This is a genomic window from Pseudoalteromonas luteoviolacea H33-S (genome assembly GCF_001625695.1).
GTDB lineage: Bacteria > Pseudomonadota > Gammaproteobacteria > Enterobacterales > Alteromonadaceae > Pseudoalteromonas > Pseudoalteromonas luteoviolacea_B.
The window spans coordinates 69,606-96,420 of the sequence record NZ_AUXY01000122.1 but is presented as its reverse complement, the minus strand read 5'-3'; the positions used below and the strand labels follow the sequence as shown (position 1 = coordinate 96,420).

Sequence of the window (26,815 nt, the reverse complement as noted above, 5' to 3'; positions counted from 1 at the left end):
GCGTACATTAAATGTTCGTCAAGTGAACAGGCCTAACTTTATCCAAAAATTCACGTTTAATAATAACACACTGATCTAGAATTGGGATCTGAACTTCATAATGTTAATGAAATTATAATATATCAAAATTTAGAGCTGCGAAAAACTGTCTACAAAATCGTTAAGTGCGTTTAAGTCAATGGGCTTCAAGCCTGCATTTGTTCTTTCTATTAAGCCTTTTTGAACTAGCTCACTAACAACGCGTCGGTATGCTCGTTCGGTTGTCGCAAACCTTTCCGCTTCGGCACTGACAGTTGAATAGGCACGGAGTAATGTAGAGTGCTTATCCTCTGCTCTTAACAAGCAATCTTTGGCGATATTGTAGCTCAGAGGCAGTAGCAATTTATCAAGATTTATTTTTTGGTTCTCGGTAAATTTAGCGGCAATAGTTTGAGCGGTATATAAACTTAGCTCTGGTTGCTCTAATAGAAGCTGTCGCCAGTGCTTTAGCTCGATCAAATTATATTGCACATCACTTAAACAGGTTACAGTATATATGCAAGGTTGATTATTAAGCGCTTCTATTTCGCCGATCAAAGTGTTGTTACAGTCTAACTGTCCAAGAAGTAAGCGTCTTCCATTACCGACATCGTAACTGAAAGAAACAGTACCACTTCTGACCAAGATCAATTTACTAAGCGGTTCATCTTGGTGGATTAAGATTTCTTTTTTTCTATGCTGAAAACTATTACCCGCAAAACTGAGTAGTTGCTCGACCAAAGTGGTTGAAAAGTGATATTGGAACATCTGGTTAGCTCTCGGACAATTGTCCTATTTATTAAATTAGTATAAAGATAGCATGAACTGAGTTATTCCAAGCTATACACGTGACTTCTTTTAAGACTTTATTCTCGCTTATCCTTAACTAAGTGAATTAATTACTCTGCAGTATGAGTGTGGGCTAAACTATTCATAAATCTACTGATTTATCTAGTAGTTGTGTAGAAAACTAACGTACACATATGCAGTTTAGGCTTACTTAAATGAGGCCTGTAATTATCCTTAAAATGACTTGAATATCGTTTTAACCGACAATGCTAACCTAACTGAGAGGAGAGAACAAATGACTTGGGAATATTTAGGCTACCTGGCTTCTGTCTTTTTGGTTGTGTCTCTGATGATGACTAACGTCACCAAGCTACGCTGGTTTAATTTAGCTGGCTGTATTTGCTTTACCATTTACGGCACCATGATCAGTGCGTGGCCTGTTGTTTTGACCAACGGATTACTCGCATTGGTCAATATTTATCATCTGTTTAAACTCGGTAAATCAAAAGATTAATTTCGTTTATACTTTAGTTTTCCCGCGATCCATGTCTGTTCAACTTGAATGTTGTATAACTGATTACTGTCGATCTCAAAGTAATCACGATCAATTAAAATAAAGTCAGCCCACTTTCCGTGCTCTAAGCTTCCTATTTTAAATTCTTGAAATGCAGCATAAGCTGCATCTAAGGTGAATGCTTGTAGCGCTTGCTGCTTGCTTAGACGCTCCTCTTTTCGCCAGCCTTCTTGTGGATGCTGAGACTTATCCATTCGTGTTACAGCAGCGTAAAGACCGTCAAATGGATTCGCAAGTTCGACGGGAAAATCAGATCCGGCCGCAACTTTAATCCCTTGCTTAAGGAAAGTTTGCCATGCATAAGCGCCTTCAAGTTGAGATTCTCTTAGGCGCTTTTGTGCCATATGCATATCTGAGGTCGCATGCACAGGTTGCATTGAGGGGATGATTTTTAACTGTTTAAAACGTGCGATATCTGCAACATCAACGATTTGTGCGTGTTCGATACGATTTCTGAGTAATTTACCGCCAGTATTTTTAAAGACATTTTGATAGCTGTCTAAGACAATGCGATTTGCACGATCTCCAATGGCATGGGTATGCGCACTAAAGCCATGTTTTACGCTTAATCGTATCAAGGATTCCAGTGCTGGCTGTTGCTCAAGCATTAAACCCTTATGTCCAGGTCGGTCTTTATAATCTTTTAACAGGGCTGCGCCACGGCTACCAAGCGCGCCATCCGCATAGATTTTAACACTGCGTATGGTTAGATAATCAGTTTGCTCTTTGACTATACCTACTTTTAGCATCTCTTCTAGATGAGGGTCAGCCGCGCTGAGCATGGCATAAATCCTAAGAGGCATAGTGTGTTGCTGCGATCTGGTTTTATATAGTTGCCAGGTTGCCTTATCAATACCTGCATCATGTACTGATGTGATCCCTAAACTCAGTAAGTGCGCGGATGCTTTGTCTAATGCTTTGTTGAGTTGAGCGTTTGAGCGTTTAGGTATTTTTTGTAGGATAAGCTGTTCTGCTTTATCGATAAACACACCACTAGGCTGCTGATTGGTTAAACGAAGGATCTCGCCACCTTCAGGAGACTGCGTGTGTTGGCTGATATTTGCCAGTTGCATTGCTTGAGAGTTTACCCAAATCGCATGTCCGTCTACCCGGGTTAATACGACGGGGCGATCTGCAACATATTTATCTAAGTCTGCTGCTGTTGGAAAAGTGCTTGGTGTCCATTTAGTTTGATCCCAACCTCGGCCAATTATCCATCCTGAAGGATTGTTTTTGGCATAGCGTTTAAGCAGCTCTCCAACTTCAGAGATCGACTTCGTGCTGCGAAGATTCAGCCGAGATAAATTGTCACCTAGACCAATGACATGCCCATGTGCATCTATGAGCCCAGGTAGCATGGTTAAGCCGTTACCATCTATGGTTGTAGATTGGGGATATTGCTTGATGGTGTCCTTATCGCCTGTCTTTACGACTTTACCGTCTTTGATGACGAGCGTACTAAATTGAGTAATTTCACCAGCGCGGTTGGGGGTATAGCCATTCACATTGTGTATCACGGTAAATTGTGCGTGACTCCAGTGGCTTACTAGACATAAGCAAAGTAAGAGTAGTTTTTTCACAGCAATGCCTTTGTTGTTATATTTTATAAGCTCTATAAATTAAATATTTTTTATTTGATATCAAGTACAAAAAATTAATTTTTTAGAGTGCAAGTCATACACGTGATGAGGGCGTGAAACAGGCTTACTCTTCTTTATCGGCTTTAATTGCGATTTTGATGGCAATGATCACAATCGCAAACATTAAAAATGGCAATGCTGCGAGGCTATACTCAGCCCAATGATTATTTTGGTAGCTCGGCTGCAAGATAAAATGCCCTCCAATGCACAATGCGATACTGATCAACAGTAGGGGAAGCATTATTAACTCCTTTTTGTAATTTGGCTTTTTCATAGGCACCTCCTCGAATAGTAGTATACATCTCGTTTGTATAAGTAGAGCTTGATATTGATCATAATCCACATGTGAGTTATTTGAAATGTGTCATGCAATGAGATTGAAGGCATTGAAATAAATTTCATTAGGTTGTTTGTTTAGTATCCAATTTGGCATGTGCATGTTATAAAAATACTCTGTTTTGAGAAGTTTGGATGTAAGTAGATGGCTAATCGTAAAGTCATTGTTGTAAAGCTGGGCACTAGTGTGCTCACAGCTGGAGGAGCACTGTTAAATAAAGCTCGGCTAGTTGATTTGGCAAGCCAGTGTGTCGAGTTAAGAAAGGCTGGCTGGCAGGTTATTCTTGTTTCCAGTGGAGCTGTTGCTGCAGGGCGTGCTGCGTTAGATAAGGATATTGGTAACTCAATTGCTGAAAAGCAAATGTTAGCCGCGATAGGGCAGGGGCAATTAATCCACTTATGGCAAAGCCTGTTCTCGATTTTTGATGTGTCCGTCGCGCAGTTATTGTTGACCCGAGCTGATGTAGAGGATCGCGCGCGGTATTTAAACGCCAGAGATACATTAACACAGTTGCTACGTCATGATGTAGTGCCCATTATTAATGAAAATGACGCTGTGGCAACCAGCGAAATTAAGGTGGGAGATAACGATAATTTATCTGCGATGGTGGCAATATTGGCCAATGCAGACAGACTTTTACTCCTCACAGATCAGTCGGGCTTATTTACAGCCGATCCAAGACAAAACCCAGATGCGAGCCTTATTGAAACAGTGGGAGAAATAGATGAGCAAATCATAGCACTTGCTGGTGGTGCAGGCACCTCACTGGGCACTGGTGGCATGGCGACTAAATTACAAGCTGCTCAAATTGCGCAGCGTGCGGGGATTGAAACCGTAATAGCAAAAGGTAGTGAGTCTAATGTCATTGTTAATATTCATTCTGGTTTAGCAAAAAGTACAAAGTTTATTCGTTTTAATGCGCCATTAGATGGGCGAAAAAAGTGGTTGTTATCAGGCCCTAGGTGCAGTGGTGCGTTGATCTGTGATGCTGGTGCTATCAATGCGGTTTGCTCACAGGGGGCAAGTCTTTTGGCTAAGGGCATAACAGATGTGAGCGGACAATTTCAACGTGGTGATTTGATAGAGCTTAAGAGCATTCAGGGCAAAGTGATCGCAAAGGGATTAGTGGCCTTTGACAGCCAGGAACTTCAGCAGATCAAAGGATTACATAGTGCAAAGATCAACGAGGTACTGGGCTATCAAGGCGCAAATGTGGTTGTTCACAGAGATGACCTTGTCTTACTTGAGCACGTTGCAACCTAACTAGGAGGGGCTAAGCTATACTGTGTGAGGATTTTTGGAGGCTTCAGTGTGGATATATCGCCATGCGGACATGAATTTGCAATTAGCTTGTTGCAGATGCAAAGTGAAAATGACTTGTATAAGCGTATTCAGACAATCCTTACTGAGCTGCTTCCAGATATACCCATGGCCATGTACCTCGCTCCAAGCTTATCTGACAAAGAACGTTTAAAGCTATTAGCTTTGTCATCCTCTAAAACACCGCCAGATTTGGAGTATTTATTAGCTCGGGCTGAGACACTTAAGCACCAGCATATTCTATTTGGTGATAACCATCTTTGTATTGTATTGAGAAGTAACAAAGCCATTATGGGCTTATTATGGATTGGTGAGAAACTGCCCACGGCTCGTAGCTATTTGATTGGACATTTGATTAACGTGTTCTATCACCAACTCAATACCCTCGCACTGAGCCGCATAGATCCACTCACACAACTTTTAAATCGGCAAACATTTGATGACAAAGTGATAGAGATCACCACGGGTGAAGGGTTTGTCATTGAGCGGGAGCAGCAAGGGGTTCGGAAATGGTACTTAGCGCTGTTTGATATTGATCACTTTAAAATTGTAAATGATAATTTTGGTCATGTTATTGGCGATGAAGTGTTATTATTGGTTGCACAGCAGCTTAAAGATAACTTCCGCGCAGAAGATTTTGTTTTTCGCTATGGTGGTGAAGAGTTTGCTGTGTTATTTCAAGCTCATGACAGGAGTGAAGCCAGATCTCTATTGAATCGCGTGCGCAAAGTCATCGCAGCATTCAATTTCCCTCAAGTTAAAAAGCTCACCATCAGTATTGGTTACACAGTATTAGAAGAAATTGCTCAGGTGTCTGAGTTGGTTCATGAGGCTGATCTGGCGCTTTATTACGCTAAGAAGCATGGCCGGGATCAGGTTGTGGATTTTGAAGAATTAGGGATCGCCGGTCAAGCAAAAGCGGAAACAGACATTGAACTTTTTTAAGCCACTTTAAAGAGAAATACAGCCGTATTTGGTTTGATCTTCCGGTTACGAAATATACTTTTATAGGAACTTTTGCGCGTATGTTGCGCAGCTTTATGGTATTCTAGCGCCGATTTTGACTGGGAGAATATTCATGAAACTGATCCGTTGGTTGCTTGGCCGTCTTATCTTATTATTCGACTTTGTTTTTACACCAAGAAGTAAAAAACGCTCGGCACAAGCACAGCAGCAACTCGACACCATTACGCAAAACCTAAAACTATATCAGTTTAAGGCTTGCCCTTTTTGCGTCAAAGTGAGACGTGCTGCAAAACGTGAAGGCTTAAAGCTAGAAACTCGTGATGCCAAAAGCAATGCAGCATACCGCCAAGAGTTACTCGAACAGGGCGGAAAGGTTAAAGTGCCTTGTCTGAGAATTGAAGAGCAAGGGCAAGTAACTTGGCTTTATGAATCCAGTGACATTGTGAGCTATTTACAAGGGCTAGAGCGCTCAGCTTAATGCACAGTCAATGATGCTAGCTATTTTCCCTATGCTGAGGCTGTGCTAGCATCTCAATTATTATTTTAAGTAACAAATTTAAGAGACATATCATGACAATCCGTACACGTGTTGCGCCCTCTCCGACAGGTGATCCGCATTTAGGTACTGCTTATATCGCCCTATTTAACTACTGCTTTGCAAAACAACAAGGTGGTGAGTTTGTGTTGCGTATAGAAGATACCGATCAAGTAAGAAGCACGCCTGAATCTGAGCAAGCTATTATGGACAGCTTACGTTGGTTAGGTCTTAACTGGGACCATGGTCCAGACGTTGGCGGTGAGTTTGGTCCATACCGCCAGTCAGAGCGCACAGAGTTATATCAAAAGTTTGCTCACCAGTTAGTTGAAGAGGGCAAAGCATTCTACTGTTTTGCTACCGCAGAAGAGCTTGACCAAATGCGTGAAGAGCAAATGGCTGAAGGCCTTCGTCCTAAATATGATGGTCGTGGTTTACGTCTAAGCAAAGAAGAAATTCAAGCAAATTTAGACGCAGGCAAACCTTACGTGATCCGCATGACTATTCCTGAGGAAGGCACGTTTAAGTTTAACGATTACCTTCGTGGTGAGATTGAGATCCCTTGGGAAAACGTAGACATGCAAGTGCTGTTGAAAGCGGATGGTTTTCCAACATACTTCATGGCGAACGTTGTGGATGATCATCACATGCAGATCAGCCACATTTTCCGTGGTGAAGAGTGGATCAACTCTGCGCCTAAGCTGTTAAAGCTGTATGAAGATCTTGGTTGGGAGGCACCTGTACTAGGTCACTTGCCTTTATTACGTAACCCAGATAAATCTAAGCTTTCAAAGCGTAAGAACCCGACTTCTATCAATTATTATAAAGAAATGGGTTTCTTACCTGAAGCTGTACTTAACTACTTAGGTCGCATGGGCTGGTCAATGCCAGATGAGCGTGAAAAGTTCACCTTAGCTGAGATGATCGAACATTTTGATATGAAACGTGTATCACTGGGCGGACCGGTATTCGATGTTGATAAGTTAAGCTGGTTAAACGGTTTATGGATCCGTGAAAACTTATCTGATGAAGAGTTAATTCAGCGCTTTGTTGATTGGAAATTCAATGCGCAGACGCTGGCGCGAGTATTACCTGAAGCAAAAGCACGTATTAATACGTTATCAGATCTGGTAGATCTTGCTGGTCACTTTGTTGGTGGCATACCAAGTTATGATCCTGCACTATTAACTGCTGGTAAAGCTGATGATGCAGTGACCACCCAAGCACTTCAGTTCTTTATCTGGGAATTGGAAAAGCTTCGCAGCTGGAATAAGTCTGAGATCTTTGCGATTGCGAAAAGTGTTGCGACGTTCCATGAACTAAAGATCAAAGAATTCTTGGAGCCGATTTTTGTTGCGATCACCGGTAAGACTTCGTCAACATCTGTGGTGGATGCGATGGAAGTACTGGGCTCAGATCTGTCTCGTGCACGTCTACGCGTGGCGCTTAACCACATCGGCGTGTCAAAAAAACAGGCTAAAAAGCTAGAAAAGGCATACCGAGAGTATCCAACAATCGGATAACCTGTAACGCATGGTAAGTGTCTTACTTACCATGCACTTCTGTGACCATCAGCTGGTCAAGCAGTTGTTTGAGCTCAATGAGCTTTTCTACTGGTATCTCAGTTTGCTTTAGCATTTGAGAGGGAATGCAAGCACATAAACTTTCTAAGTTTTTACCTTGCTCAGTCAGATACACATAACACTGTCTTTCATCTTCACTGTCCCTTTGACGTGTCACTAATCCGTTTTGCTCTAACCTTTTTAACAAAGGGGTTAGCGTATTGCTCTTGAGCTGTGCACGCTCCCCAATGTCTTTGACTAACATGCCATCTTTTTGCCATAAGATCAGCAGCACAATGTACTGTGGGTAGGTTAAGTTATGCTGTTTCAGCATGGGCTGATACAAGCGTGTTATGTGTCTTGAGGCTGCATATAAGCTAAAGCAAAGCTGATTATCTAAGTTTAATTCAGGGTGCTTGTCGCTCATGAAGTGTGTCCAAGCGCATTGATGATATCTGCTTTAATTTTTTCAGGCTTCGTGGTGGGCGCATAACGTTTAAGAGGTTGCCCATCTTTGCCAATTAAAAACTTGGTAAAGTTCCACTTGATGTTGTTGGTTAATATCCCAGGCAGTGCTGATTTGAGATATTGATAAAGCGGATGTGCCTGAGTGCCGTTGACTTCAATTTTTTCCATCATGGTAAAGTCGACACCATAGTTGATTAAGCAGCCTTGTTGGATCTCTGACGCACTACCTGGTTCCTGTTTACCAAATTGATTACATGGGAAACCGATGATCTCAAGCCCTTCAGTGTGCAGTTCTTTATGAAGCTGTTGAAGTCCTTCATATTGCGGTGTCAAACCACATTGACTCGCCGTATTCACGACAAGGACAACTTTCCCTTTTAAATTTGAAAAGTCATAGGTATGGCCCTGTAGGGTATTGGCAGTAAATTCGTAAAGCATTTATATCTCCAGTGATTTAATCGTGCGCGATTTAAATGTTAGGCTAAACTTACGGTGTTCGCAATAGAAAAGATCACTTTATGTGTGCAAGTAAAAAGTCGATCAGGAGTCGAACACGCAGTGGCATTAAGTCTTTTCGGGGATAAACCAGCCAACTGGCATTATCATTGACCTGATGCTCATCAAGTAATGACACGAGCTCACCACTTGCAAGGCTTTGCTCGGCAATGTCCTCAGCTAGATGGGCGATCCCAAGACCTGAACGACAAGCATGTAGGATCGCTTGTGGGTTGTTACTTCGCCAATTACCAGAGACTTTGATCTCATCGATGCCTTCATCGCCAAGGAATCGCCAGCGATTAGAAATCGCAATCAGGCAATTATGCTGGGGCAAATCTTGTGGAGATCTTAATGCTGGTGCTTTTGCTAAATAATCAGGGCTTGCTAATAACTTCATGTAGCGTGTACTGAGCTTACGGGCGATGAGTCTGGAGTCTTGCAGGCGTCCAAAGCGAATCGCTAAATCAAAGCCATCCTCGATTAAATCAACATTACGCGCATTGAAGTCTAGATGCACGTCGACCTCTGGATAAAGTTGGCAAAACTGAACAATGACAGGGGCAACTCGATTTGCAACGAAGTCACCTGCCCCCGTGATTCTGATCGGTCCTTTGGGGGTGTGCTGGACGCCTTGTAGCTCATTATTGGCATCTAGTAATGCGTGCTGAATGTCTTTCAATTTGGCTGCATAGGCGAGTCCTTCTTCAGTCAGCTTTATACTGCGAGTCGTGCGCTGCAGTAATACCGTGCCCAATCTGGACTCTAACTGCTGTATCTGACGACTCACATGGGAGGTGGACACATCCAAAGCATTGGCTGCTTTGCTAAAACTACCATGCTCCACAACTGCTAAAAAAATATCTAACCCTTGCCACATACCCTGTATCACCTGTGCAAATATGAGGGTGAATAATACTTCATTATTGCAACTGAGCAAAAGTGAATTGTCTTTTGAATAATGATCTTCGTTATGCATACCATTAAACTGTCTCGCAATTAAATAACATACCGTCATTGCAGGAGCAGTTATGCTTAACTTTAATTTTTACAACCCGACTGAGATCTTTTTTGGTGAAGGACAGGTAGCTGAAATAACCAAGGCTATCCCGAGTGAAGCAAAAGTATTGGTGGTTTATGGTGGGGGCAGCATCCATAAAAATGGTATTTATGAGCAAGTCAGTGCCGCTTTGAACGAATTTAACTGGGGTGAGTTTGCTGGTATTGAGCCTAACCCGACTTATCAAACTTGCATGCAAGCTGTTGAAAAAATTAAGGCTGAAGAGTTTAACTATATTCTTGCTGTAGGTGGCGGTTCAGTGATTGATGGCAGTAAATTCATTGCTGCGGCTGCCAACTTTGAAGGCGAGCCTTGGGATATCCTGAGCAAAGGCGCAGAAGTCAAATCTGCATTGCCAATTGGTGTGGTATTAACGCTACCTGCAACGGGATCAGAATCAAACAGCTTTAGCGTAGTGTCAAATAGCGAAACACATGACAAACTGCCATTTGCTTCAATCCTTGTCCAACCTAAATTTGCAGTACTTGATCCAAAAGTGATGGAAACGCTCCCAACGAGACAATTAACTAATGGCGTTGTGGATGCATTTGTTCACACCATGGAGCAATACCTGACATATCCTGTTGATGCGAAGGTACAAGATCGATTCGCTGAGGGCCTATTGATGACATTGATGGAAGAGGGTCCAAAGCTGCTGTCAGATGACGTGGATTATAAAGTACGCGCCAATGTGATGTGGTCGGCAACCATGGCGCTTAATGGTCTCATTGGTGCGGGCGTACCACAGGATTGGGCAACGCACATGATTGGCCATGAGATCACGGCGGTTTACGGTTTAGATCATGCCCAGACGCTCGCAGTTATTTTACCAAGAATGATGTCAGAGCAAGCAGAGCACAAACGAGAGAAACTACTGCAATATGCAGAGCGTGTTTTAGGACTGGATACCTCAGATGAAGCGCAAGCAATCGCATCGGCAATTGAATTGACAGAGCAGTTTTTCCACCGCGTTGATATGAAAACACGCTTAAGTGATTATGGTGTTGGTGAAGAGGCAGTGGATAAGATCACGGCTCAATTGGAGCGCCATGGTATGACAGCACTGGGTGAACAACAGGCTGTTACACTGGATAAAAGCCGTCAGATCATTGCTGCGAGCTTATAAGCTATTAGCTGAGTTGGGCGTCAGATCGGCGCCCTTATTCATAATGATAAGTTTTATTCTCTTACCTTTTGTCCTGCCGCAAAATTTCTACGTTTTATAACGCAAAACCATCGTTTTTGTTTATGCCCTCAGGTACTCTTTACAATCACACAAAAATAGTAGGGGCAATTATGATCAAAGTGTGGGATGGATTTATTCGCGGGTTTCACTGGCTACTCGTCATTGGCATTGCTGTTTTATATGTATCGGGAGACGAAGGTTGGCTTGATCTGCACTTTGTGACTGGGTATGTGTTATTAGCATTGATGATCACGCGAGTGGTATGGGGTGTATTTGGTAGCGATACCGCCAAACTAAAAGCATTATTTCATTATCCAAAAGCGGTGGTTAAAGCACTTAAAAGCAAACGCGCGCACATTGGGCATAACCCTGCGGGCAGCATGATGGTGCTGTTTTTCTTTGTGGTTATTTTTGTCCAACTGATATCTGGGTTAATGACGACGGATGATATTTTGATGGATGGACCGCTAGTGAGCTATGTAAGCTACGATTGGGTAGAGCTTGCGGGTAGTATTCACAAGACCAATATTGATATTTTATTGGTCGGCATCGGTGTGCATATCATTGCCATTTTACTGTACCGCATTAAAGGTATTAATCTGCTGAGAACTTTGCTGACAGGAAAAATGGCGTCATCAGATAAGGCGCCTGCCATTAAAAATGGTTTATGGGCATATGTTTTATTTATTTTAGCCGCGAGTGGTATTTTGGTTTTATGGGGAGGAGAGCCTCTCAGTGCGCTGTTGTAGTTTCAACATTGTCCTTCGTCTTGCAGTGACACGCTTTTGTTATGTTCGTTCTGTCAATGTATTCAGATAGCACACATAAAAAATGCAGGCGACATCAAAAGTTACAACATTTAGCATAGAGATATGACCTCTCTATGCTTATTTTCTGCTAATATAGCGCGATTTTCATGCAAGAAAGAAGTTAACTATGCTTACACCCTATTACCAACAAGAAACCAATAAACTCGTGATCAACCGTGAACAAGGCAGTCAATTTGCAAAGCAGGTGGCTGATGACTTCAACCCTTTGCACGATATTGATGCAAAGAAATTCTGTGTTCCTGGTGACTTACTGTTTTCATTGGTCCTTGATAAGTATGGTGTGAGTGAAAATATGCACTTCACCTTTGCTGGCATGGTTGATGAGACATCAGTGTTAGAGTTTCCTGAAGGTAGTGACGAGTTTGATATTGTTTCAAATGAAAAAACCATGTTGTCTGTGAAGCGCTCAGGCCAAAAGAAGCAATGTACTCAACTTGTAGAGAGCCTAATTAAAAACTATGTCGCTTTCTCTGGCAAAGCCTTCCCACATGTGATCATTCCGCTGATGGGTCAGCAAGAGGTGATGATCAATCCGGCGCGCCCTATGGTGATCTATGAGTCAATGTCTATTCATTTGGATACATTGGACATTGAAGAGGTTACACTGGAAGCTGCAACGCCAGATTTTAGTTATGAAGGTAAACGTGGCAAGATCATTCTGCGCTTTGAACTATTAAGTAATGGTGAAAAAGTTGGCTTTGGTGAAAAGCATATGCTTGTATCTGGTATTAAAGAATACTGCCAGCAGGCAATCGATGATTTGATTGCCTACTACAATGAGCGAAAAGTCACATTAAAGTAAGCAAAGAGCCAGCAATTAGCTGGCTTTTTCTTTATTGAAGCAACACTTTTCAATTAAATCTAGAATCACATTCTGGCTTGGTGTGATTTTATCCATGTCTAAGTGCTCGTCCGGCTGGTGGGCTTGATTAATTGATCCTGGACCCATGACAATGGTTTCACACCCTAACTGCTGTAAAAAGGGCGCTTCTGTGCAGTAATTGACGGCAATGGCTTTTTGACGTGAGAGCTTTTCAGCTAACTTTACGAGCCCTGAATCTGTACGGCCACTAAATGCAGGTATTGGGTCGTGAAGCGCTATGACATCGACACAGCCGGGAAGTTGCTCGTTGATCGGCTGAATGGCATTTAAGAGCATCTGTTCAAGTTCAGTGATACTCAAACCTGGCAGTGGCCGAATATCAATATGCAGCTCGCAACATCCGCAAATGCGATTAGCATTGTCGCCACCATGAATATGACCTAGGTTCAAAGTTGGGTGCGGTACAGCGAAGTGCTCAATTGAATATTTATTCTTTAATTCTTCTTTTAAATGTAACAATCTTGAGATCACTTGTTGCATCACTTCGATGGCATTGAGGCCTCTGTCTGGATCAGAACTATGTCCTGATCTTCCTGTTACACGGATAGCGCTACTCATATGACCTTTGTGTGTAAACACGGGCACCATGTCTGTGGGTTCACCAATGACACAGTATTTTGGTTTGAGGGAAGTGTGCTGGGCAACTTGCTGCGCGCCTGCCATGGTGGTTTCCTCATCAGCTGTGGCGAGGATCATCAAGGGTGCATTTTGATATTTGCGATCAAGTTGCGATATCGCCGTGATCACAAACGCAAAAAAGCCCTTCATATCAATGCTACCAAGCCCAAATAACTTATTGTCTTTTTCTGTCAATTCAAACGGGTTTGAATTCCAACGGGCGTCGTCAAAAGGCACTGTATCTGTGTGGCCTGCGAGCATTAACCCACCATGATTTTTACTACTATTAAGTGGCTCTCTTCGGGCTAATAAATTGTATTTTCCCGGCGCATGTGTGAGCTCGGTGATCTCCACCTCAAACTCGAGATCGCGACACCAGTTAGCGAGTACATCGATAACGGCTTTGTTACTCAGATCTAAAGACTCATCAATGGCGCTAATTGATGGCTTCGCAATGAGCGTTTTATACATGTCGAGAAAATCTGGTACTGACATAATACTCCAAAATATTTATTCAAAGATGTTGCATAAAAATTTATATATGTTTAGTATGAATATCAATTCATTTTTAAAGAATAATTATTTTAGGGGTGGCGATGCGAAGAACATGACATCTATAGCAAGTGTGACTCCCCAATCAACTAACTAAAAAAGAGTTATCGATGTTAAATGTTTCTATTATCGGCGCCAGTGGATATAGTGGTGCAGAATTAGCCAAATTACTAGCAAATCATCCTGAATTTAATTTGATCAGCTGCTATGTGTCTGAGCAAAGCTTAGACAAAGGTAAGTTGCTGAGCGCGTTATATCCCGAACATAGCGGTTTACTGGATATCGAATTATCTCCACTCACAGAGCAAGCCTTCGCACAAATTGCTGCGCAGTCGGATTACGTTTGCCTTTGTACTGACCATAAAGTAAGTGTATCCCTGGCCCCTAAATTTCTCGAATTAGGGTTAAAAGTTTTTGACTTGTCAGGGGGCTTTCGCCTAGCTGATGCCTCTCAATACCAAGCATTTTATGGATTTGAACATCCATATCAGGCACTGCTAGATGAAGCTCAATATGGCTTGGCCGAGTGGTGCTCTACTGCGATTAAAGATGCACGGTTGGTTGCTGTTGCAGGGTGTTATCCAACCGCAGCGTTAAATGCATTAAAACCACTTAAAAATGCTGGGTTACTCACTGAATCGCCCATTATTATCAATGCGGTTTCTGGTGTTACAGGGGCGGGCAGAAAAGCATCTTTGGCTACGCAGTTTTGTGAAGTGTCTTTATCTCCTTATGGTTTATTTAACCATCGTCATGGCCCCGAAATCACTCAGTATCTGGATCACCCAGTTCTATTTACACCACATTTAGGTAATTTTGCACGCGGGATCTTGGAAACTATCTATGTGCAGTTAAAAGAAGGCGTGACACCTCATGAGGTTGAATCTGCTTACCAGTGCCTTGCAGATGAACCGCTTATTCGCCTCAAAGGTAGCAGTATGCCATCTATTAAAGGGGCGGCGAATACCCCGTTTGTAGATATAGGTTGGCAGCAACAAGGCCAGCAGTTAATCGTGGTTGTCGCAATTGATAATTTACTGAAAGGCGCTGCGGGCCAAGCACTTCAATGTATGAATATTGTCAGTGAGTTTTCACCTACTTTGGGGTTAAAAGGATGAATCAAGTAGCAAAAAAAACTTGGGTGATCAAAGTAGGTGGGGCTGTATTGAATACCGAGCAAGCTGCACTTTCGCTATTTCAGGTTTTACACGACCTGAGTAAAGATCAAGACAAGCAGTTTGTACTCGTACACGGTGGTGGCGCACTGGTTGATCGCTGGCTAGAAGATGCTGGCTTTGCAACAGCTAAACATCAAGGCTTACGGATAAGCCCTAAAGAGCAATTACCCTACATAGTCGGCGCTTTGGCGGGATGTGCTAACAAACAGCTTATGTCACAAGCTATTGTTGCGGGACTCAAGCCTGTTGGCACTTGCTTGTATGAGGCGGGGTTTCTAGCTAAGCAAAAACTCAAGGCGCTCGGGCAGGTCGGTACTTGTGTTGCTGAAGAAGGACTTGGGCTTTTAGATAACTTATTAGCGCTTGGACGTATTCCTTTAGTGAGTTCTGTTGGGATAGGTCAAGATGGTGGTTTGTATAATATCAATGCTGATGAGGCAGCCGCCGCAATAGCACAAAACATTGGCGCTGAATTGGTGTTCATGACTGATGTAGAAGCGGTGTTAGATGCTCAAAAACAGCCTCTGCATTCATTAGATGCAGCGCAAATCGATAAGTTAATACAGCAGAAGGTGATTGTGGGCGGGATGGAGGTCAAAGTTAAGACCAGTCTTCACGCTGCCCAACATTTACGACGTGGTGTGTATATCTCAAGTTGGCAAAAGCCAGAAAATTTAATTGCCTTATTAAAAGGCGACCATGTCGGAACAAAAATTTTACCTTAGGATATAACATGACGCAGTCATTCATTACGGGCCTAGAGCTCGACCAAGCAGCACTATTAAAGCTATTCAATCTTGCGCACCAGATCAAAGCGCAGCCACAGGATTTTTCGCAGGCTTTGGCTGGGCAATCGATAGTTACTTTATTTGAAAAACCAAGCTTACGGACTCGCTTATCATTCGATATTGGGATCAATAAACTTGGTGGCCATGCTGTGTATTTAGATCAGCAAAATGGTGCAATGGGTAGTCGTGAGTCGGTAAAGGACTTTGCACTGAATATTTCCACTTGGGCTGATGCCATTGTCGCCCGCGTTAACCAACATAGCACGCTATCAACACTTACAGAATTTGCCAATGTCCCCGTAGTGAATAGCTTATGTGATCTGTATCACCCGTGTCAGGCTTTGGCTGATTTTATGACATTGCAAGAAGTGTATGGTGATGTGAGCGGCTTGAAGTTGGCATATTTGGGTGAGGGGAATAACGTGACGCATTCACTCATGTTGTTGGCTGCGAGTTTAGGCACTGATTTTGTTGCAGTATGCCCTAAAGGTCATTCACCCGATGCGCAAATCGTTAAGCAAGCAGAGCAGATGGCTGCCGTAAACGGCGCCAGTATTTTGATCAGTGATCGGGTAGAAGCGGCAGCTGGGGCAAATGTGTTGTATACAGACACTTGGGTGTCAATGGGTTCGAATGTTTCATTAGAGCAAGCAAAAGATACATTCATGCCATATCAAATTAATACTCAGCTGTTAGAACAGACTGGGGCACAAACTGTATTACATTGCCAGCCTGCGCATAGAGAGTATGAAATTACGTCTGCGGTAATGGATGGCGACAATTCAAAAATTATTCAACAAGCTGAGAACCGGATGCATGCCCAGAATGCGCTACTGGTCACTTTGTTAAGCAAGCAATTTTAAAAGGGTTAAAAAAAGATGAGTGAAGTAAAGAAGGTTGTTTTGGCGTATTCTGGTGGATTAGACACGTCTGCCATCGTACCGTGGTTAAAAGAAAACTACGGGTGTGAAGTAGTCGCCTTCGTTGCAGATGTTGGTCAAGGTGAAGAAGAGCTCGCAGGTGTAGAAGAAAAAGCCATTGCCTCTGGTGCCAGTGAATGTTATGTCGTTGACTTAAAAGAAGAGTTGGTGAGTGAGTATATTTACCCGACATTGCAAACTGGTGCTATTTATGAAGGCACATACTTACTAGGGACATCGATGGCACGTCCTATCATTGCCAAAGCACAAGTGGAAGTGGCACGTAAAGTCGGTGCTGATGCGCTATCTCATGGCTGTACCGGTAAAGGTAATGATCAAGTTCGCTTTGAGTCTTGTTTTGCTGCTTTAGCACCTGATCTAAAAGTGATTGCACCTTGGCGAGAGTGGACCTTATCTAGTCGTGAGTCTTTGTTGGATTACTTAGCACAAAGAGATATTCCGTGTGCCGCATCAGCAACAAAAATATACAGCCGCGATGCCAATATTTGGCATATTTCTCACGAGGGGGGAGAGCTTGAAAACCCTTGGAATCAGCCAAGCAATCAAGTGTGGACTTGGACCTCATCGCCTGAGCAAGCGCCCGATAAACCTGAATTTGTTTCTGTTTTAGTGGAGCAAGGTCAAGTCGTTGCTGTCAATGGTGAACGATACAGTCCTTACCAATGCTTAGTGACGCTCAATGATATTGCAGCCAAACACGGTGTTGGCCGTGTTGATATCGTAGAAAACCGTCTTGTCGGGATGAAGTCTCGTGGCTGTTATGAAACACCGGGAGGTACGGTGATCATGGCTGCGCTACAAGCGATTGATGAGTTGGTACTAGATAAATCAAGCCGCAAATGGAAAGAAACGTATGCCAGCGAGTTTTCACATCTGGTTTATGATGGCCGTTGGTTTACACCACTCAAAGACTCTATTTTGGCAGCTGCACAGGCATTAGCAGACTGCGCAACGGGTGAAGTGGTGCTAAAGCTATATAAAGGACAAGTTGTTGCCGTTCAAAAGCAATCCGTGAATAGCCTATATAGCGAAGACTTTGCCACATTTGGTGAAGATGATGTATATGACCAGTCTCACGCAGAAGGGTTTATTCGTTTGTTCTCGCTTTCAAGTCGAATTGCGGCTTTGAATAAGCAAAAACAGTCCTAGTTGGTAAAGGAGTTATACGTTATGGCACTATGGGGCGGACGATTTTCTTCAGGTCCAGATCAAGCATTTAAGCAATTTAATGACTCATTACCATTTGATTATCAGTTGGTTGAGCAAGATATTGTCGGTTCAATTGCATGGGCTGGCGCACTTGAGCAAGTCGGAGTTTTGACAAAAGAAGAGTGTGGGCAGCTTGTCGCTGCTCTAAATTCACTGCTAGAAGAGTCCGTGCAAGATAGGGCGTCAATAGCATGCAGTGGCTACGAAGATATTCACTCTTATGTAGAAGCAAAGCTGATAGAAAAAGTGGGAGATTTAGGTAAAAAGCTACATACGGGCCGCAGTCGCAACGATCAGGTTTCTACGGATTTTCGCTTGTGGTCACGTCAAACCGCTGAGCAAATTGTCACGGCAATTAAGTCACTGCAATGTGCGCTTGTGCAGCTGGCTGAGCGAGAGTTAGAGACTATTTTACCTGGTTATACTCATTTGCAGCGTGCGCAACCTGTGCTGTTTAGCCATTGGTGCATGGCGTATGTAGAGATGTTAACCAGAGATGTTTCACGCTTGAATGATGCCATTGAACGTCTCAATGAATGTCCCTTGGGCTCGGGAGCATTGGCTGGTACGGCTTACGCCATTGATAGAGAACACTTAGCGACACAGTTAGGGTTTAAAAGTGCGACGCGTAACAGTTTAGATGCCGTCTCTGATAGAGACTTTGTGGTAGAACTACTAAGCTGTGCGTCTATTTCAATGATGCACCTCTCGCGTCTTGCTGAAGACATGATCTTTTATAACAGTGGCGAGTCAGGTTTTATTGAATTGGCAGATAACGTGACGTCTGGCTCATCCTTAATGCCGCAGAAGAAAAACCCAGATGCACTGGAGTTAATTCGAGGCAAAACAGGACGTGTTTTTGGCGCATTTAGCGCCATGATGATGACACTTAAAGCACTACCTTTGGCCTATAACAAAGATATGCAAGAAGATAAAGAAGGTCTTTTTGATGCTCTACCAACGTGGATCGCATGTATTCATATGGCGGAATCTTGTATTAAAGGGGTGAAAGTGAATGCTGAAGCGACCTTAAAGGCTGCGCAGGGCGGGCACGCTAATGCAACTGAACTTGCAGATTATCTTGTCGCCAAAGGCGTGCCTTTTAGAGAAGGGCATCACATAGTTGGACAATTGGTGCAAATCGCCATTGAGCAGGGCAAGAATTTAGAAGAGCTTGCTTTGGATGAGTTTAAACTCGTATGCCCAAAAATTGACAGTGATGTTTATCCACGGTTAGAAATTGCCGCTTGTATTGCCGCAAGGCAAGCTTTGGGTGGCACCTCTTTGCCGCAAGTGATGGCTGCAATTAATCACTTTAAAGGCGCTATCGAAAAATAAGTACCTTATATCCTCAATTGAGAGAGGTATTTTTTATACCTCGCTCAAAAAAATTGTGTTTACATGATTTTTTCACTGTTGCGTACGTTAACCTTTTTTGTCCCTTTTATGTGCTTTATTTTCCCTACTACTAATCTGCATGTTCCTTTCTTTCATATCTATTTAATCTTATGTGATTACACAAGGTTATGATTTAATTCATATTTACTTCCCTTTTTTGGGGCGTATGAATGTGAATTGTTTACAAAGTACTTTGTTAATAAAATGAAATGTTGCAAATTTCATCTTTATTCATGTGGTTATAGTTGTTATAAAGAAAATAATTTTATTGTTCATATAAAAATCATGAGGTTAATTATTGTCCATATTAGTTTGTCGTAAATTTTTTGTTTTGTTTTTGTTTTTAATTGGCCTGCTTGTTGCTTATATATGAGTTCTAGAGTTTTAGCTTTTCATTTTGTTGTGATAGCTGAAATGAATAAATTCATATAGAGGGAAAGCAATGTTTAACTTAACTATCGAAAATTTCGACTCATCTAAAAAGTCTGGAAAAACAAAGACAACTTCTGTTAATGTAATTACATCTTTGGAAAACTTGAAAGCAGTTTCTGGTGGGCGTGCTAGCGGTAATTATCCTAAAAGGCGCTTTTCATATACTCAACGTAGATAATGGCATTTGACTATTTCGGATTAAGTATCGGAGCCCTTGTAATTTGGGGCTTTTTTATGGCCAGTTTACTTCATGTATCTTTTTACATACTGGCCGTTAATAAAAATGTGCAAGCTTTAGCATGCGCATCTATTTTAGCTGTTTCATATAGCTTGAGTGATTTAACTACACCTGCAAACTTTGAATCTTTCGATTTTGCCATCTATTTTCTTTACGACGTCGTGACACTAGCTGCGATAGTACTTGCCAAATATCTTTTATTTAGAAATGCACAAAAGCAATCATGTTATGTTTATTGTTGTACTGGATTGGCCATTAACGCGATACTATTTCTAGTTATGTTTATCGACTCGCATTTACTTGGGACAAAAGAACCTTGGGCTCTATGGTACTTCTACTCATCTGCAGTGAACATTGTCGATCTAATTATGGTGAGTGTTGTGATCCTTAACCGAGACTTTTTAGGTTTGCAATTAATGACTCGTAAGCTCTCAAAAGATCCAGTTTCAGCTAAGGTTTAGGCTGTTATTAATGTGATACTAATAACAGCACGAGTTGCGTTAGTATTGGTATTCCCAGCTTAAGCCTAATGATTGATGAGTATCATCTTGCAGGTCCGTTTCATCTTTCCAGATTGTGAAATTAGTTTTGAACAAACCTGCCCACAGTGCTTGTTGATAACCTACTTCAATTAAAGTGCGATCCATTTGTATTGAGTCAAACTCAGAGAGTTTTAGCTTTGCATAACCCCCAGTTCCCTCAATTTGGAAATAATCTGCAGCGACTGTAATGCTCTTAGCTTGTGGGCCGATCCCCGCACCAAGCCATAAGTCATATTCTTTGTAATCAGAGCCTTTACCTGCCTGCTGGAAGTTACATTGAAAGCTTGCGGATTCTGCCAAGCAGTCTGTTGTTGTATCACTATATTCAATAAAGCCTTTAACTCTGTAATCTTCATAGGACCAATAGGTCTCTACACCTGCTGTAAATAGCGCTTCATCAGGCATAACACCTGTATCATTATCCCCACTATATTCAGCATAAATTGCAACAGGCAGTTGGTTCAAAATAGAGGAGTATTTAAAGTCGATACTGGTTATGCGACGCTTATCTATTTCGGTGGTGGCGTCGAGTTGGGTGAAGATGAAATCGCTTCCCGTTGTCGCGAAGCCAAGCTCTAAACCTTGGATTGGGGTTGCTGAAAAACGTGCCCCCCAAAAGTCACCCTCTTTGTTATGAGGCTTTTGTTTGGCGGCAATAGCGGTGATTTGCCATGGTCCAATAAATGATAAAAACTGTGGACCACTGTAGTTTGTATTTGCGCGACTCAATCGCACTGCTTTCATCGGTGTGGCGTTATTTGAAAGAAGTAAGGCTGTCTCATTACCTGGGCCCCACCAATAATCTAACCTCTCAGCACTGAGTGACCAATCCCCCAACAGTATTGCGAGGTGGCTACCATGGTGATTAACATATTTTCCATCTAAAGCGTCGTCAGCATAGTTAACTTGAACGCGAGCACTGACATTGCTGCCTGTGATCTGTCCAAAAGTTGTTAATCCAGACTTTTCCCTCGGGTTTTCTCCCACCCCAGAGCTGGTTTCTGGATGTTCTCTAAAGTGAGCTTTGATACCAGAAGTCGCTGTACGTTTTGCATACTGTAAAGCATGGCGCAGGTGACTGACTGCAAAAGCGGTTTCATTATTTAACTGAGAAGACTTTATTTGCTTTAGGTCAGATGTAATGCCTTGCCATAATAATGGATATTGGTTTACGGGGCGATTGATTAAGCCGTGGCTGACTAATAGGTCAATAGAGTGCTTCAGTGTGCTATCTTCTGCGGATATCCAAGGTGATGCATCGCTGTGAAAAGAGATGGCGCAGAGACTGATTGCACAAAGTTGTTTTAATTTCATTTATGTAATTTCTCCATTAGAGCCTTTGCAACAATAGGGTCGACAAACTCACTGACATCACCATGATGAAGTGCGACTTCTTTCACTAAGGTTGAAGAAATGAAAGAGTTCTTTTCTGAAGGCGTAAGGAACACACTTTCTAACTCTGGGTAAAGTCTACGGTTCATATTGGCAAGTTGAAATTCATAGTCGAAGTCAGAAACCGCCCTAATGCCTCTGATTAACACATTGGCACCCTGTGCTTTGGCTAAGTCTACCAATAGCCCTGTAAAACCAATAACTTTGACATTGGGGATGTCGGTGAGAATTTGCTCTGCCAATTCGACACGCTCTTCTAGTGTAAAGCATGGTTTTTTAGTTGGGTTATGAGCAATAGCAAGCACAACCGTATCGAACATTTTGGCAGCGCGTTTAATGAGGTCTGAATGGCCGTTAGTCAAAGGGTCAAATGTACCTGGATATAGGGCGATAACTTTCATGGGATTGTTGCAACACAAAAAATTTTTGCTATGTTAGCAAGCTTCTGAAGCAAATTCACTGGTCTGCTTTCAAATTTGCTCATTTAACCTTGTATATGTTTAGTGCTATTTTCAATTAACCAAGTGGCCGTAAGCCATTACTTCAATTAAGCGTGTAAAGAGAGTTGGATATGAATACCAAGGAAAAAATAATTCGTACGAGTATTGCCTTGTTTAATCTTCATGGCGAGCGAGCGATCACTACGAATCATATAGCATCAAATATGGGGATAAGCCCAGGAAATTTGTATTATCACTTCAAAAATAAAGAAGATATTATTAGGCATATTTTCTCTCTCTACAGTGAGCATTTGAGCACGCATTTCAAACCATTGAGTATTGAGCATGAGCCACTTGAGCAGCTAACTCAGTATTTGGACTCGCTGTTTGAATTGATGTGGCGATACCATTTTTTTTACGACAACCTTACTGATATTTTGGCGCGTGATAAGGGCTTAAAAAAGGATTACATTGAATTTCAGTCTCAATTATTCGAACAGGTAAAAGCTGTGGTCATTGGCCTGCGCAGTGCTGGAGTGATTGATATTGAAGATTATGATGTCGATGAGCTTGCGCATATGCTTAAAATGGTTGTGAGTTTCTGGACGCCTTATGTTAAAGCAAGAAGATTAACCGGGGTGTTGGAGCAAAAAGATATTTACAATGGTATCGTCAAGGTATTGATGTTATTTAAGCCTTATGCGACCCAAATGAGCAGTGAAAAAATCGCACAGCTGCGTGATTATTATCAAGAACAAGCAGATACTAGCTTGCCGAGTATTGCATAACCTTTTATCTATCAAGCTGCCAGTTATGGCTGGCAGCTAGCCTTATTATTTATACAAGTTGCCAATCACCCTGATTATTTCCTAGTCTTTAATAAGTTTGCTATAATCCCGCGCCTTAAAATGATTCAACGTCTTATGCGTTTATAGTTTCACACCAGCGAGTAACTTCATATGCTTAAATTTATCGTCAAGCTGCATCCTGAGATCGTCATCAAAAGTAAATCAGTGCGCAAGCGTTTTACTAAAATCTTAGAAAAAAACATCAAGCTTTTGCTCGGTCGAGTTGATGAAAAGGTTTTTGTGAAAAACAATTGGGATAACATTACGGTTGTTAGTCAGCTTTGCGATGATACAACACGATTAGCACTTATTGATGGCCTTAAACGTGTACCTGGTGTGACGTTATTTTTAGAAGTACAAGAAGTCAGCTTTGAAACGCTGGATGATATATATCAACATACTTTGCCGTTGGTGCGTGAGCAAATTGAAAATAAGACGTTTTGTGTACGAGTGAAGCGCCAAGGCAAGCATGATTTTACTTCAAGTGATGTTGAGCGTTATGTCGGCGGTGGTTTAAATCAAAACGTTGAAACGGCAAGTGTAAAGTTAACTCGCCCAGAAGAAACCGTAAAAATTGAAATTAAAGATCAATTTGCCTATATCGTACGTGCACAATATCGTGGATTAGGTGGCTTCCCTTTACCAACGCAAGAAGATGTACTGTCTCTAATGTCAGGTGGGTTTGACTCTGGTGTTGCCAGTTATCAAATGATCAGAAAAGGGGCGCGTACGCACTTCTTGTTCTTTAACCTAGGCGGTGCCGCGCACGAAATTGGTGTAAAGCAAGTGAGCCATTATCTGTGGAAGCAATACAGTTCAACGCATAAGGTGAAGTTCATTACCGTTGACTTTGAACCTGTTGTTGCGGAAATACTAGAAAATGTAGAAAACAGCCAAATGGGTGTGATCTTAAAGCGTATGATGATGCGTGCTGGCAGTGCAGTTGCCCAAAAGTTAGGTATTCAAGCATTAGTAACGGGTGAAAGTATCGGTCAAGTATCGAGTCAGACTCTGGCCAATTTAAGTGTGATTGACCGTGTGACTGAAACTTTGATTTTAAGGCCGCTTATCCAAAACGACAAAGAAGAGATCATTCGAATTGCACGTGAAATTGGTACTTGTGAAATGGCAGAAGCAATGCCAGAGTACTGTGGTGTTATCTCTAAAAAGCCGACAGTTAAAGCGGTACTGGAAAAAATTGAAGCTGAAGAAGCGAATTTCGATTTTGATGTACTGAATACAGTTGTTGATAATGCGGTGATTAAAGATATTCGTGACATTGAGGTGGAAGCGAAAGAAGAAGTCAAAGAAGCTGAAAATGTGAAAGAGCTTCCTGAAAATGCCGTCGTTGTTGATATTCGCTCTCCAGAAGAAGAAGATGCCGATCCGCTGGAAATTGAGGGAATTGAAGTTATCCACCTGCCATTTTTCCGTTTAGCAACCAAGTTTGGCGACTTACCTCAAGATAAAGATTATTATTTGTATTGTAGTAAAGGGGTTATGAGTCAGTTACAAGCACTCATTTTACATGAAAATGGCTTTACTAAAGTCAAAGTTTATCGCCCATAAATAAGAGCAGGTTTAAACCTGCTCTTTTTGTTTTATTTGCTGCCAAAGACGCTCATTTTGGGGAGCTTGGCGGCTATGCCTTTTCGCCATGGTGGCAACAAACCCACAAATTGCATCTATTTCAGAGCGTCTATTTAGTTTGATATCTTGTGCCATGGATGAGGTGTTTTTTGCGGTCAATGTCATGACATGATAGACACGTGTTAGCTCTTCACTCAATTGCAATTCAACGCCTTCTAGCCTTGCGATTTCACATGTTTCATTAAGTAAGTTCAACACTTTGCGTGCATATTTGGGGGCTCTTAAGGCGCCGTTTTGGCATTGGTATAATGCCGTTAACGGGTTGATAGCAATGTTGACGCATAACTTTTGCCACCTGATCAAATTAATATCGTCGACCACTTCAATCGGGTCAAAATGCGTTGCAAACCACGTTTGATACAGTGTATTTAGTCGTTTTTTTGCGATCTGATTACACGCGCCAAGTTGCGAGAGGCCATGTCCTTTAAATATCACTGAATTTGGGGTTGGTTTCATGCCTCCCATGGAAGTACTGAAGAAAAAGAGGGCATGTTTTGGTGCGAGCTGTGTTTGAATACTCAGAAGATCATGCATACCGTTGTGGCTGAGAATGAGATTTGCATTATCACTTAAGTGGGGGGTTATGTCAGAGATGGCTTGCTCAATTTGGTATGCTTTGACGGGAATAATGCAGGTATGAATTTTTTCACTGAGCTGATCTAAAGTAGTCACCTTTATATCAAGGTGAGTTTGCTCTTTACCTTGAACAAACAAAAACGCTTGGTAGGATAAATTACGCGTGATAAGTGTGACAGAATGCTCTTTTGCAAGCTTTTCTGCTAGTAATAGTCCAACAGCGCCGCAACCAAGTATATAGACCTGACTCATGATGCTGCTCGTCTCTGCTTATATTTATCAAGCAGCCAGATAGCGATAAAATAGCTCATTGCGCCGCTGACATCCGCAATAAAGTCGCCAAGGGAAGCCTGCCTATATGGCAGCGTAGATTGCATCCATTCAACCGCAGCGCCATAGCTTGTCAGTAAAATCATATGAAACCAGATCTTAAATTTAAACGCTCGATGCGAAAAAAACGCCAACGCGAAAAATACCCCAAAGTGCACCACCTTATCCAGGTGTGCAATCCTAATCGTATGATTGTTAACTTCTTTTGCAAAGAGGTATGTTACGACGATCAAAAATAACAGTAGCAATGCTCGGTATAATTTTCTTGTCACATGCACTCCAACTTCAATGTGATGAAAAATCAGTATAACACCGAAATATTAAAAGTGGCTTAATAGTAAATGCTTGAATACTCATGGGCATACAAGAACATATTCAATGATCCGATGAAGCCATGTGCATATGCAAAAAAGTATATCGTATTGCTGTTGAGCATTGTTATAATTGCCTACAAATTTGTTTTGAGGAGAGAGCAATGCCTTCTTTTGATATTGTATCTGAAATAGAAATGACGGAAGCGAAAAACACCGTTGATAATGCTAACCGTGAATTGGAAACGCGCTATGACTTTAGAGGTGTTGAAGCATCTATTGAGCTGAAAGAGGAAGTTATCCAGTTAAAGTCCGAATCTGAACAGCAGGTCATGCAGTTATTTGACATGGTTGTTGGTAAAGCGGCAAAACGCGGTCTAGATGTAGGGTGTTTTGAATTAAAAGACGTGGAGCGCAGTGGTAAAACGTTTGCTCGTAAGGTGGCTTTAAAGCAAGGTATTGATAAGGATATGGCTAAGAAAGTCGTAAAGCTTATCAAGGATTCAAAGCTCAAAGTGCAAGCGGCTATTCAAGGCGAAGAAGTACGTGTTACTGGAAAAAAACGTGATGATTTGCAAGAAGTTATGCAGCTAATTCGCACATCTGATCTGGGCCAACCATTCCAGTTTAAAAACTTCAGAGACTAATCGGTCTTTAAGTAGCGGGGTTCCAGATCAATAAATGGTACTGGAACTCTGGACGTCCATTG

Annotated in this window: 27 protein-coding genes and 1 pseudogene; 17 read left to right on the top strand and 11 right to left on the bottom strand. The window is 42.1% G+C overall.

The window, feature by feature from the left end; translation table 11 throughout:
* Window positions 1-129: 129 nt before the first annotated feature.
* Entirely contained in the window at window positions 130-786 is a 657-nt protein-coding gene (locus N477_RS22850; RefSeq protein WP_063361458.1) for a Crp/Fnr family transcriptional regulator, read from the bottom strand.
* A 316-nt stretch (window positions 787-1,102) separates the two neighbouring features.
* Here N477_RS22850 and N477_RS22845 point away from each other — a divergent pair, with 316 nt between their 5' ends.
* The gene (locus tag N477_RS22845) at window positions 1,103-1,321 is read left to right on the top strand and encodes a YgjV family protein (RefSeq protein ID WP_063361459.1); all 219 of its coding nucleotides are present in this window, start codon (window positions 1,103-1,105) and stop codon (window positions 1,319-1,321) included.
* Here N477_RS22845 and N477_RS22840 read toward each other — a convergent pair.
* Both N477_RS22840 and N477_RS22835 read right to left on the bottom strand, forming a co-directional pair.
* Window positions 1,318-2,961: an amidohydrolase gene (locus N477_RS22840; protein WP_063361460.1), complete on the bottom strand. Its 1,644-nt coding sequence runs from the start codon at window positions 2,959-2,961 to the stop codon at window positions 1,318-1,320. The genes N477_RS22845 and N477_RS22840 overlap by 4 nt on opposite strands.
* Before the next feature lie 124 nt (window positions 2,962-3,085).
* Window positions 3,086-3,262: a hypothetical protein gene (locus N477_RS22835; RefSeq protein WP_419555252.1), complete on the bottom strand. Its 177-nt coding sequence runs from the start codon at window positions 3,260-3,262 to the stop codon at window positions 3,086-3,088.
* A gap of 240 nt (window positions 3,263-3,502) precedes the next feature.
* Between N477_RS22835 and proB the strand changes: the two genes are divergently transcribed.
* The 4 genes from proB (at window position 3,503) to gltX (ending at window position 7,702) form a co-directional block, all read left to right on the top strand.
* Window positions 3,503-4,621, top strand: a complete 1,119-nt coding sequence (gene proB / locus N477_RS22830; RefSeq protein WP_063361462.1) for a glutamate 5-kinase — start codon at window positions 3,503-3,505, stop codon at window positions 4,619-4,621.
* Window positions 4,622-4,669: 48 nt separating this feature from the next.
* Window positions 4,670-5,623 carry a GGDEF domain-containing protein gene (locus tag N477_RS22825; RefSeq protein ID WP_081216415.1) on the top strand — a complete coding sequence of 318 codons (954 nt, stop codon included), beginning with the start codon at window positions 4,670-4,672 and terminating at the stop codon, window positions 5,621-5,623.
* A 133-nt stretch (window positions 5,624-5,756) separates the two neighbouring features.
* Window positions 5,757-6,122, top strand: a complete 366-nt coding sequence (locus N477_RS22820) for a glutaredoxin family protein (protein WP_063361463.1) — start codon at window positions 5,757-5,759, stop codon at window positions 6,120-6,122.
* A gap of 92 nt (window positions 6,123-6,214) precedes the next feature.
* Window positions 6,215-7,702: a glutamate--tRNA ligase gene (gltX, locus tag N477_RS22815; protein ID WP_063361464.1), complete on the top strand. Its 1,488-nt coding sequence runs from the start codon at window positions 6,215-6,217 to the stop codon at window positions 7,700-7,702.
* A 22-nt stretch (window positions 7,703-7,724) separates the two neighbouring features.
* On the opposite strand, the gene N477_RS22810 is transcribed toward gltX, so the two are convergent.
* The 3 genes from N477_RS22810 to N477_RS22800 form a co-directional block, all read right to left on the bottom strand.
* On the bottom strand, window positions 7,725-8,168 hold the full coding sequence (locus N477_RS22810; RefSeq protein WP_063361465.1) for a MarR family winged helix-turn-helix transcriptional regulator: 444 nt from the start codon (window positions 8,166-8,168) through the stop codon (window positions 7,725-7,727).
* Entirely contained in the window at window positions 8,165-8,647 is a 483-nt protein-coding gene (locus N477_RS22805; RefSeq protein WP_063361466.1) for a glutathione peroxidase, read from the bottom strand. Before N477_RS22805 ends, N477_RS22810 begins: the two co-directional genes overlap by 4 nt.
* Before the next feature lie 73 nt (window positions 8,648-8,720).
* The gene (locus N477_RS22800; protein ID WP_231098085.1) at window positions 8,721-9,722 is read right to left on the bottom strand and encodes a LysR family transcriptional regulator; all 1,002 of its coding nucleotides are present in this window, start codon (window positions 9,720-9,722) and stop codon (window positions 8,721-8,723) included.
* A gap of 13 nt (window positions 9,723-9,735) precedes the next feature.
* Here N477_RS22800 and N477_RS22795 point away from each other — a divergent pair, with 13 nt between their 5' ends.
* The 3 genes from N477_RS22795 to N477_RS22785 all read left to right on the top strand — a co-directional run bounded on the left by N477_RS22795 (window position 9,736) and on the right by N477_RS22785 (window position 12,582).
* Entirely contained in the window at window positions 9,736-10,890 is a 1,155-nt protein-coding gene (locus tag N477_RS22795) for an iron-containing alcohol dehydrogenase (protein WP_063361467.1), read from the top strand.
* A 170-nt stretch (window positions 10,891-11,060) separates the two neighbouring features.
* Window positions 11,061-11,699, top strand: coding sequence for a cytochrome b/b6 domain-containing protein (locus N477_RS22790; protein ID WP_063361468.1), 639 nt, complete (start codon window positions 11,061-11,063; stop codon window positions 11,697-11,699).
* Window positions 11,700-11,886: 187 nt separating this feature from the next.
* Window positions 11,887-12,582: a DUF3581 family protein gene (locus tag N477_RS22785; protein WP_063361469.1), complete on the top strand. Its 696-nt coding sequence runs from the start codon at window positions 11,887-11,889 to the stop codon at window positions 12,580-12,582.
* Window positions 12,583-12,597: 15 nt separating this feature from the next.
* On the opposite strand, the gene argE is transcribed toward N477_RS22785, so the two are convergent.
* On the bottom strand, window positions 12,598-13,776 hold the full coding sequence (gene argE, locus N477_RS22780) for an acetylornithine deacetylase (RefSeq protein ID WP_063361470.1): 1,179 nt from the start codon (window positions 13,774-13,776) through the stop codon (window positions 12,598-12,600).
* A gap of 167 nt (window positions 13,777-13,943) precedes the next feature.
* On the opposite strand from argE, the gene argC reads away from it, so the two are divergent.
* From argC to N477_RS22750, 6 genes and pseudogenes are all read left to right on the top strand, one after another.
* On the top strand, window positions 13,944-14,951 hold the full coding sequence (gene argC / locus N477_RS22775) for an N-acetyl-gamma-glutamyl-phosphate reductase (RefSeq protein ID WP_063361471.1): 1,008 nt from the start codon (window positions 13,944-13,946) through the stop codon (window positions 14,949-14,951).
* The gene (locus tag N477_RS22770; RefSeq protein WP_063361472.1) at window positions 14,948-15,736 is read left to right on the top strand and encodes a hypothetical protein; all 789 of its coding nucleotides are present in this window, start codon (window positions 14,948-14,950) and stop codon (window positions 15,734-15,736) included. Before argC ends, N477_RS22770 begins: the two co-directional genes overlap by 4 nt.
* A gap of 8 nt (window positions 15,737-15,744) precedes the next feature.
* Window positions 15,745-16,662 carry an ornithine carbamoyltransferase gene (locus N477_RS22765; RefSeq protein WP_063361473.1) on the top strand — a complete coding sequence of 306 codons (918 nt, stop codon included), beginning with the start codon at window positions 15,745-15,747 and terminating at the stop codon, window positions 16,660-16,662.
* 15 nt (window positions 16,663-16,677) lie between these two features.
* Window positions 16,678-17,889, top strand: coding sequence for an argininosuccinate synthase (locus tag N477_RS22760; protein ID WP_063361474.1), 1,212 nt, complete (start codon window positions 16,678-16,680; stop codon window positions 17,887-17,889).
* A 21-nt stretch (window positions 17,890-17,910) separates the two neighbouring features.
* Window positions 17,911-19,269: pseudogene (gene argH, locus N477_RS22755) on the top strand (argininosuccinate lyase); the annotation flags it as partial.
* 744 nt (window positions 19,270-20,013) lie between these two features.
* Complete coding sequence (locus N477_RS22750; RefSeq protein ID WP_155732005.1) at window positions 20,014-20,478, top strand: hypothetical protein; 465 nt, start codon at window positions 20,014-20,016, stop codon at window positions 20,476-20,478.
* 39 nt (window positions 20,479-20,517) lie between these two features.
* On the opposite strand, the gene N477_RS22745 is transcribed toward N477_RS22750, so the two are convergent.
* Both N477_RS22745 and coaD read right to left on the bottom strand, forming a co-directional pair.
* Window positions 20,518-21,873: a capsule assembly Wzi family protein gene (locus N477_RS22745; RefSeq protein ID WP_063361477.1), complete on the bottom strand. Its 1,356-nt coding sequence runs from the start codon at window positions 21,871-21,873 to the stop codon at window positions 20,518-20,520.
* Window positions 21,870-22,352, bottom strand: a complete 483-nt coding sequence (gene coaD / locus N477_RS22740) for a pantetheine-phosphate adenylyltransferase (RefSeq protein ID WP_063361478.1) — start codon at window positions 22,350-22,352, stop codon at window positions 21,870-21,872. Before coaD ends, N477_RS22745 begins: the two co-directional genes overlap by 4 nt.
* 170 nt (window positions 22,353-22,522) lie before the next feature.
* Between coaD and N477_RS22735 the strand changes: the two genes are divergently transcribed.
* Together N477_RS22735 and thiI are read left to right on the top strand one after the other, a co-directional pair.
* Window positions 22,523-23,179 (top strand): TetR/AcrR family transcriptional regulator, encoded by a 657-nt coding sequence (locus tag N477_RS22735; RefSeq protein ID WP_046355665.1) that lies wholly within the window; start codon window positions 22,523-22,525, stop codon window positions 23,177-23,179.
* A 171-nt stretch (window positions 23,180-23,350) separates the two neighbouring features.
* Complete coding sequence (gene thiI / locus N477_RS22730) at window positions 23,351-24,808, top strand: tRNA uracil 4-sulfurtransferase ThiI (protein ID WP_063361479.1); 1,458 nt, start codon at window positions 23,351-23,353, stop codon at window positions 24,806-24,808.
* A 12-nt stretch (window positions 24,809-24,820) separates the two neighbouring features.
* Here the strand turns inward: thiI and N477_RS22725 are convergent, their stop codons facing one another.
* On the bottom strand, window positions 24,821-25,717 hold the full coding sequence (locus tag N477_RS22725) for a ketopantoate reductase family protein (RefSeq protein ID WP_063361480.1): 897 nt from the start codon (window positions 25,715-25,717) through the stop codon (window positions 24,821-24,823).
* Complete coding sequence (locus N477_RS22720; protein WP_063361481.1) at window positions 25,714-26,067, bottom strand: VanZ family protein; 354 nt, start codon at window positions 26,065-26,067, stop codon at window positions 25,714-25,716. The genes N477_RS22725 and N477_RS22720 overlap by 4 nt, the downstream gene beginning before the upstream one ends.
* A gap of 203 nt (window positions 26,068-26,270) precedes the next feature.
* Between N477_RS22720 and N477_RS22715 the strand changes: the two genes are divergently transcribed.
* Window positions 26,271-26,753, top strand: a complete 483-nt coding sequence (locus N477_RS22715) for a YajQ family cyclic di-GMP-binding protein (RefSeq protein WP_063361482.1) — start codon at window positions 26,271-26,273, stop codon at window positions 26,751-26,753.
* Window positions 26,754-26,815 lie beyond the last annotated feature (62 nt).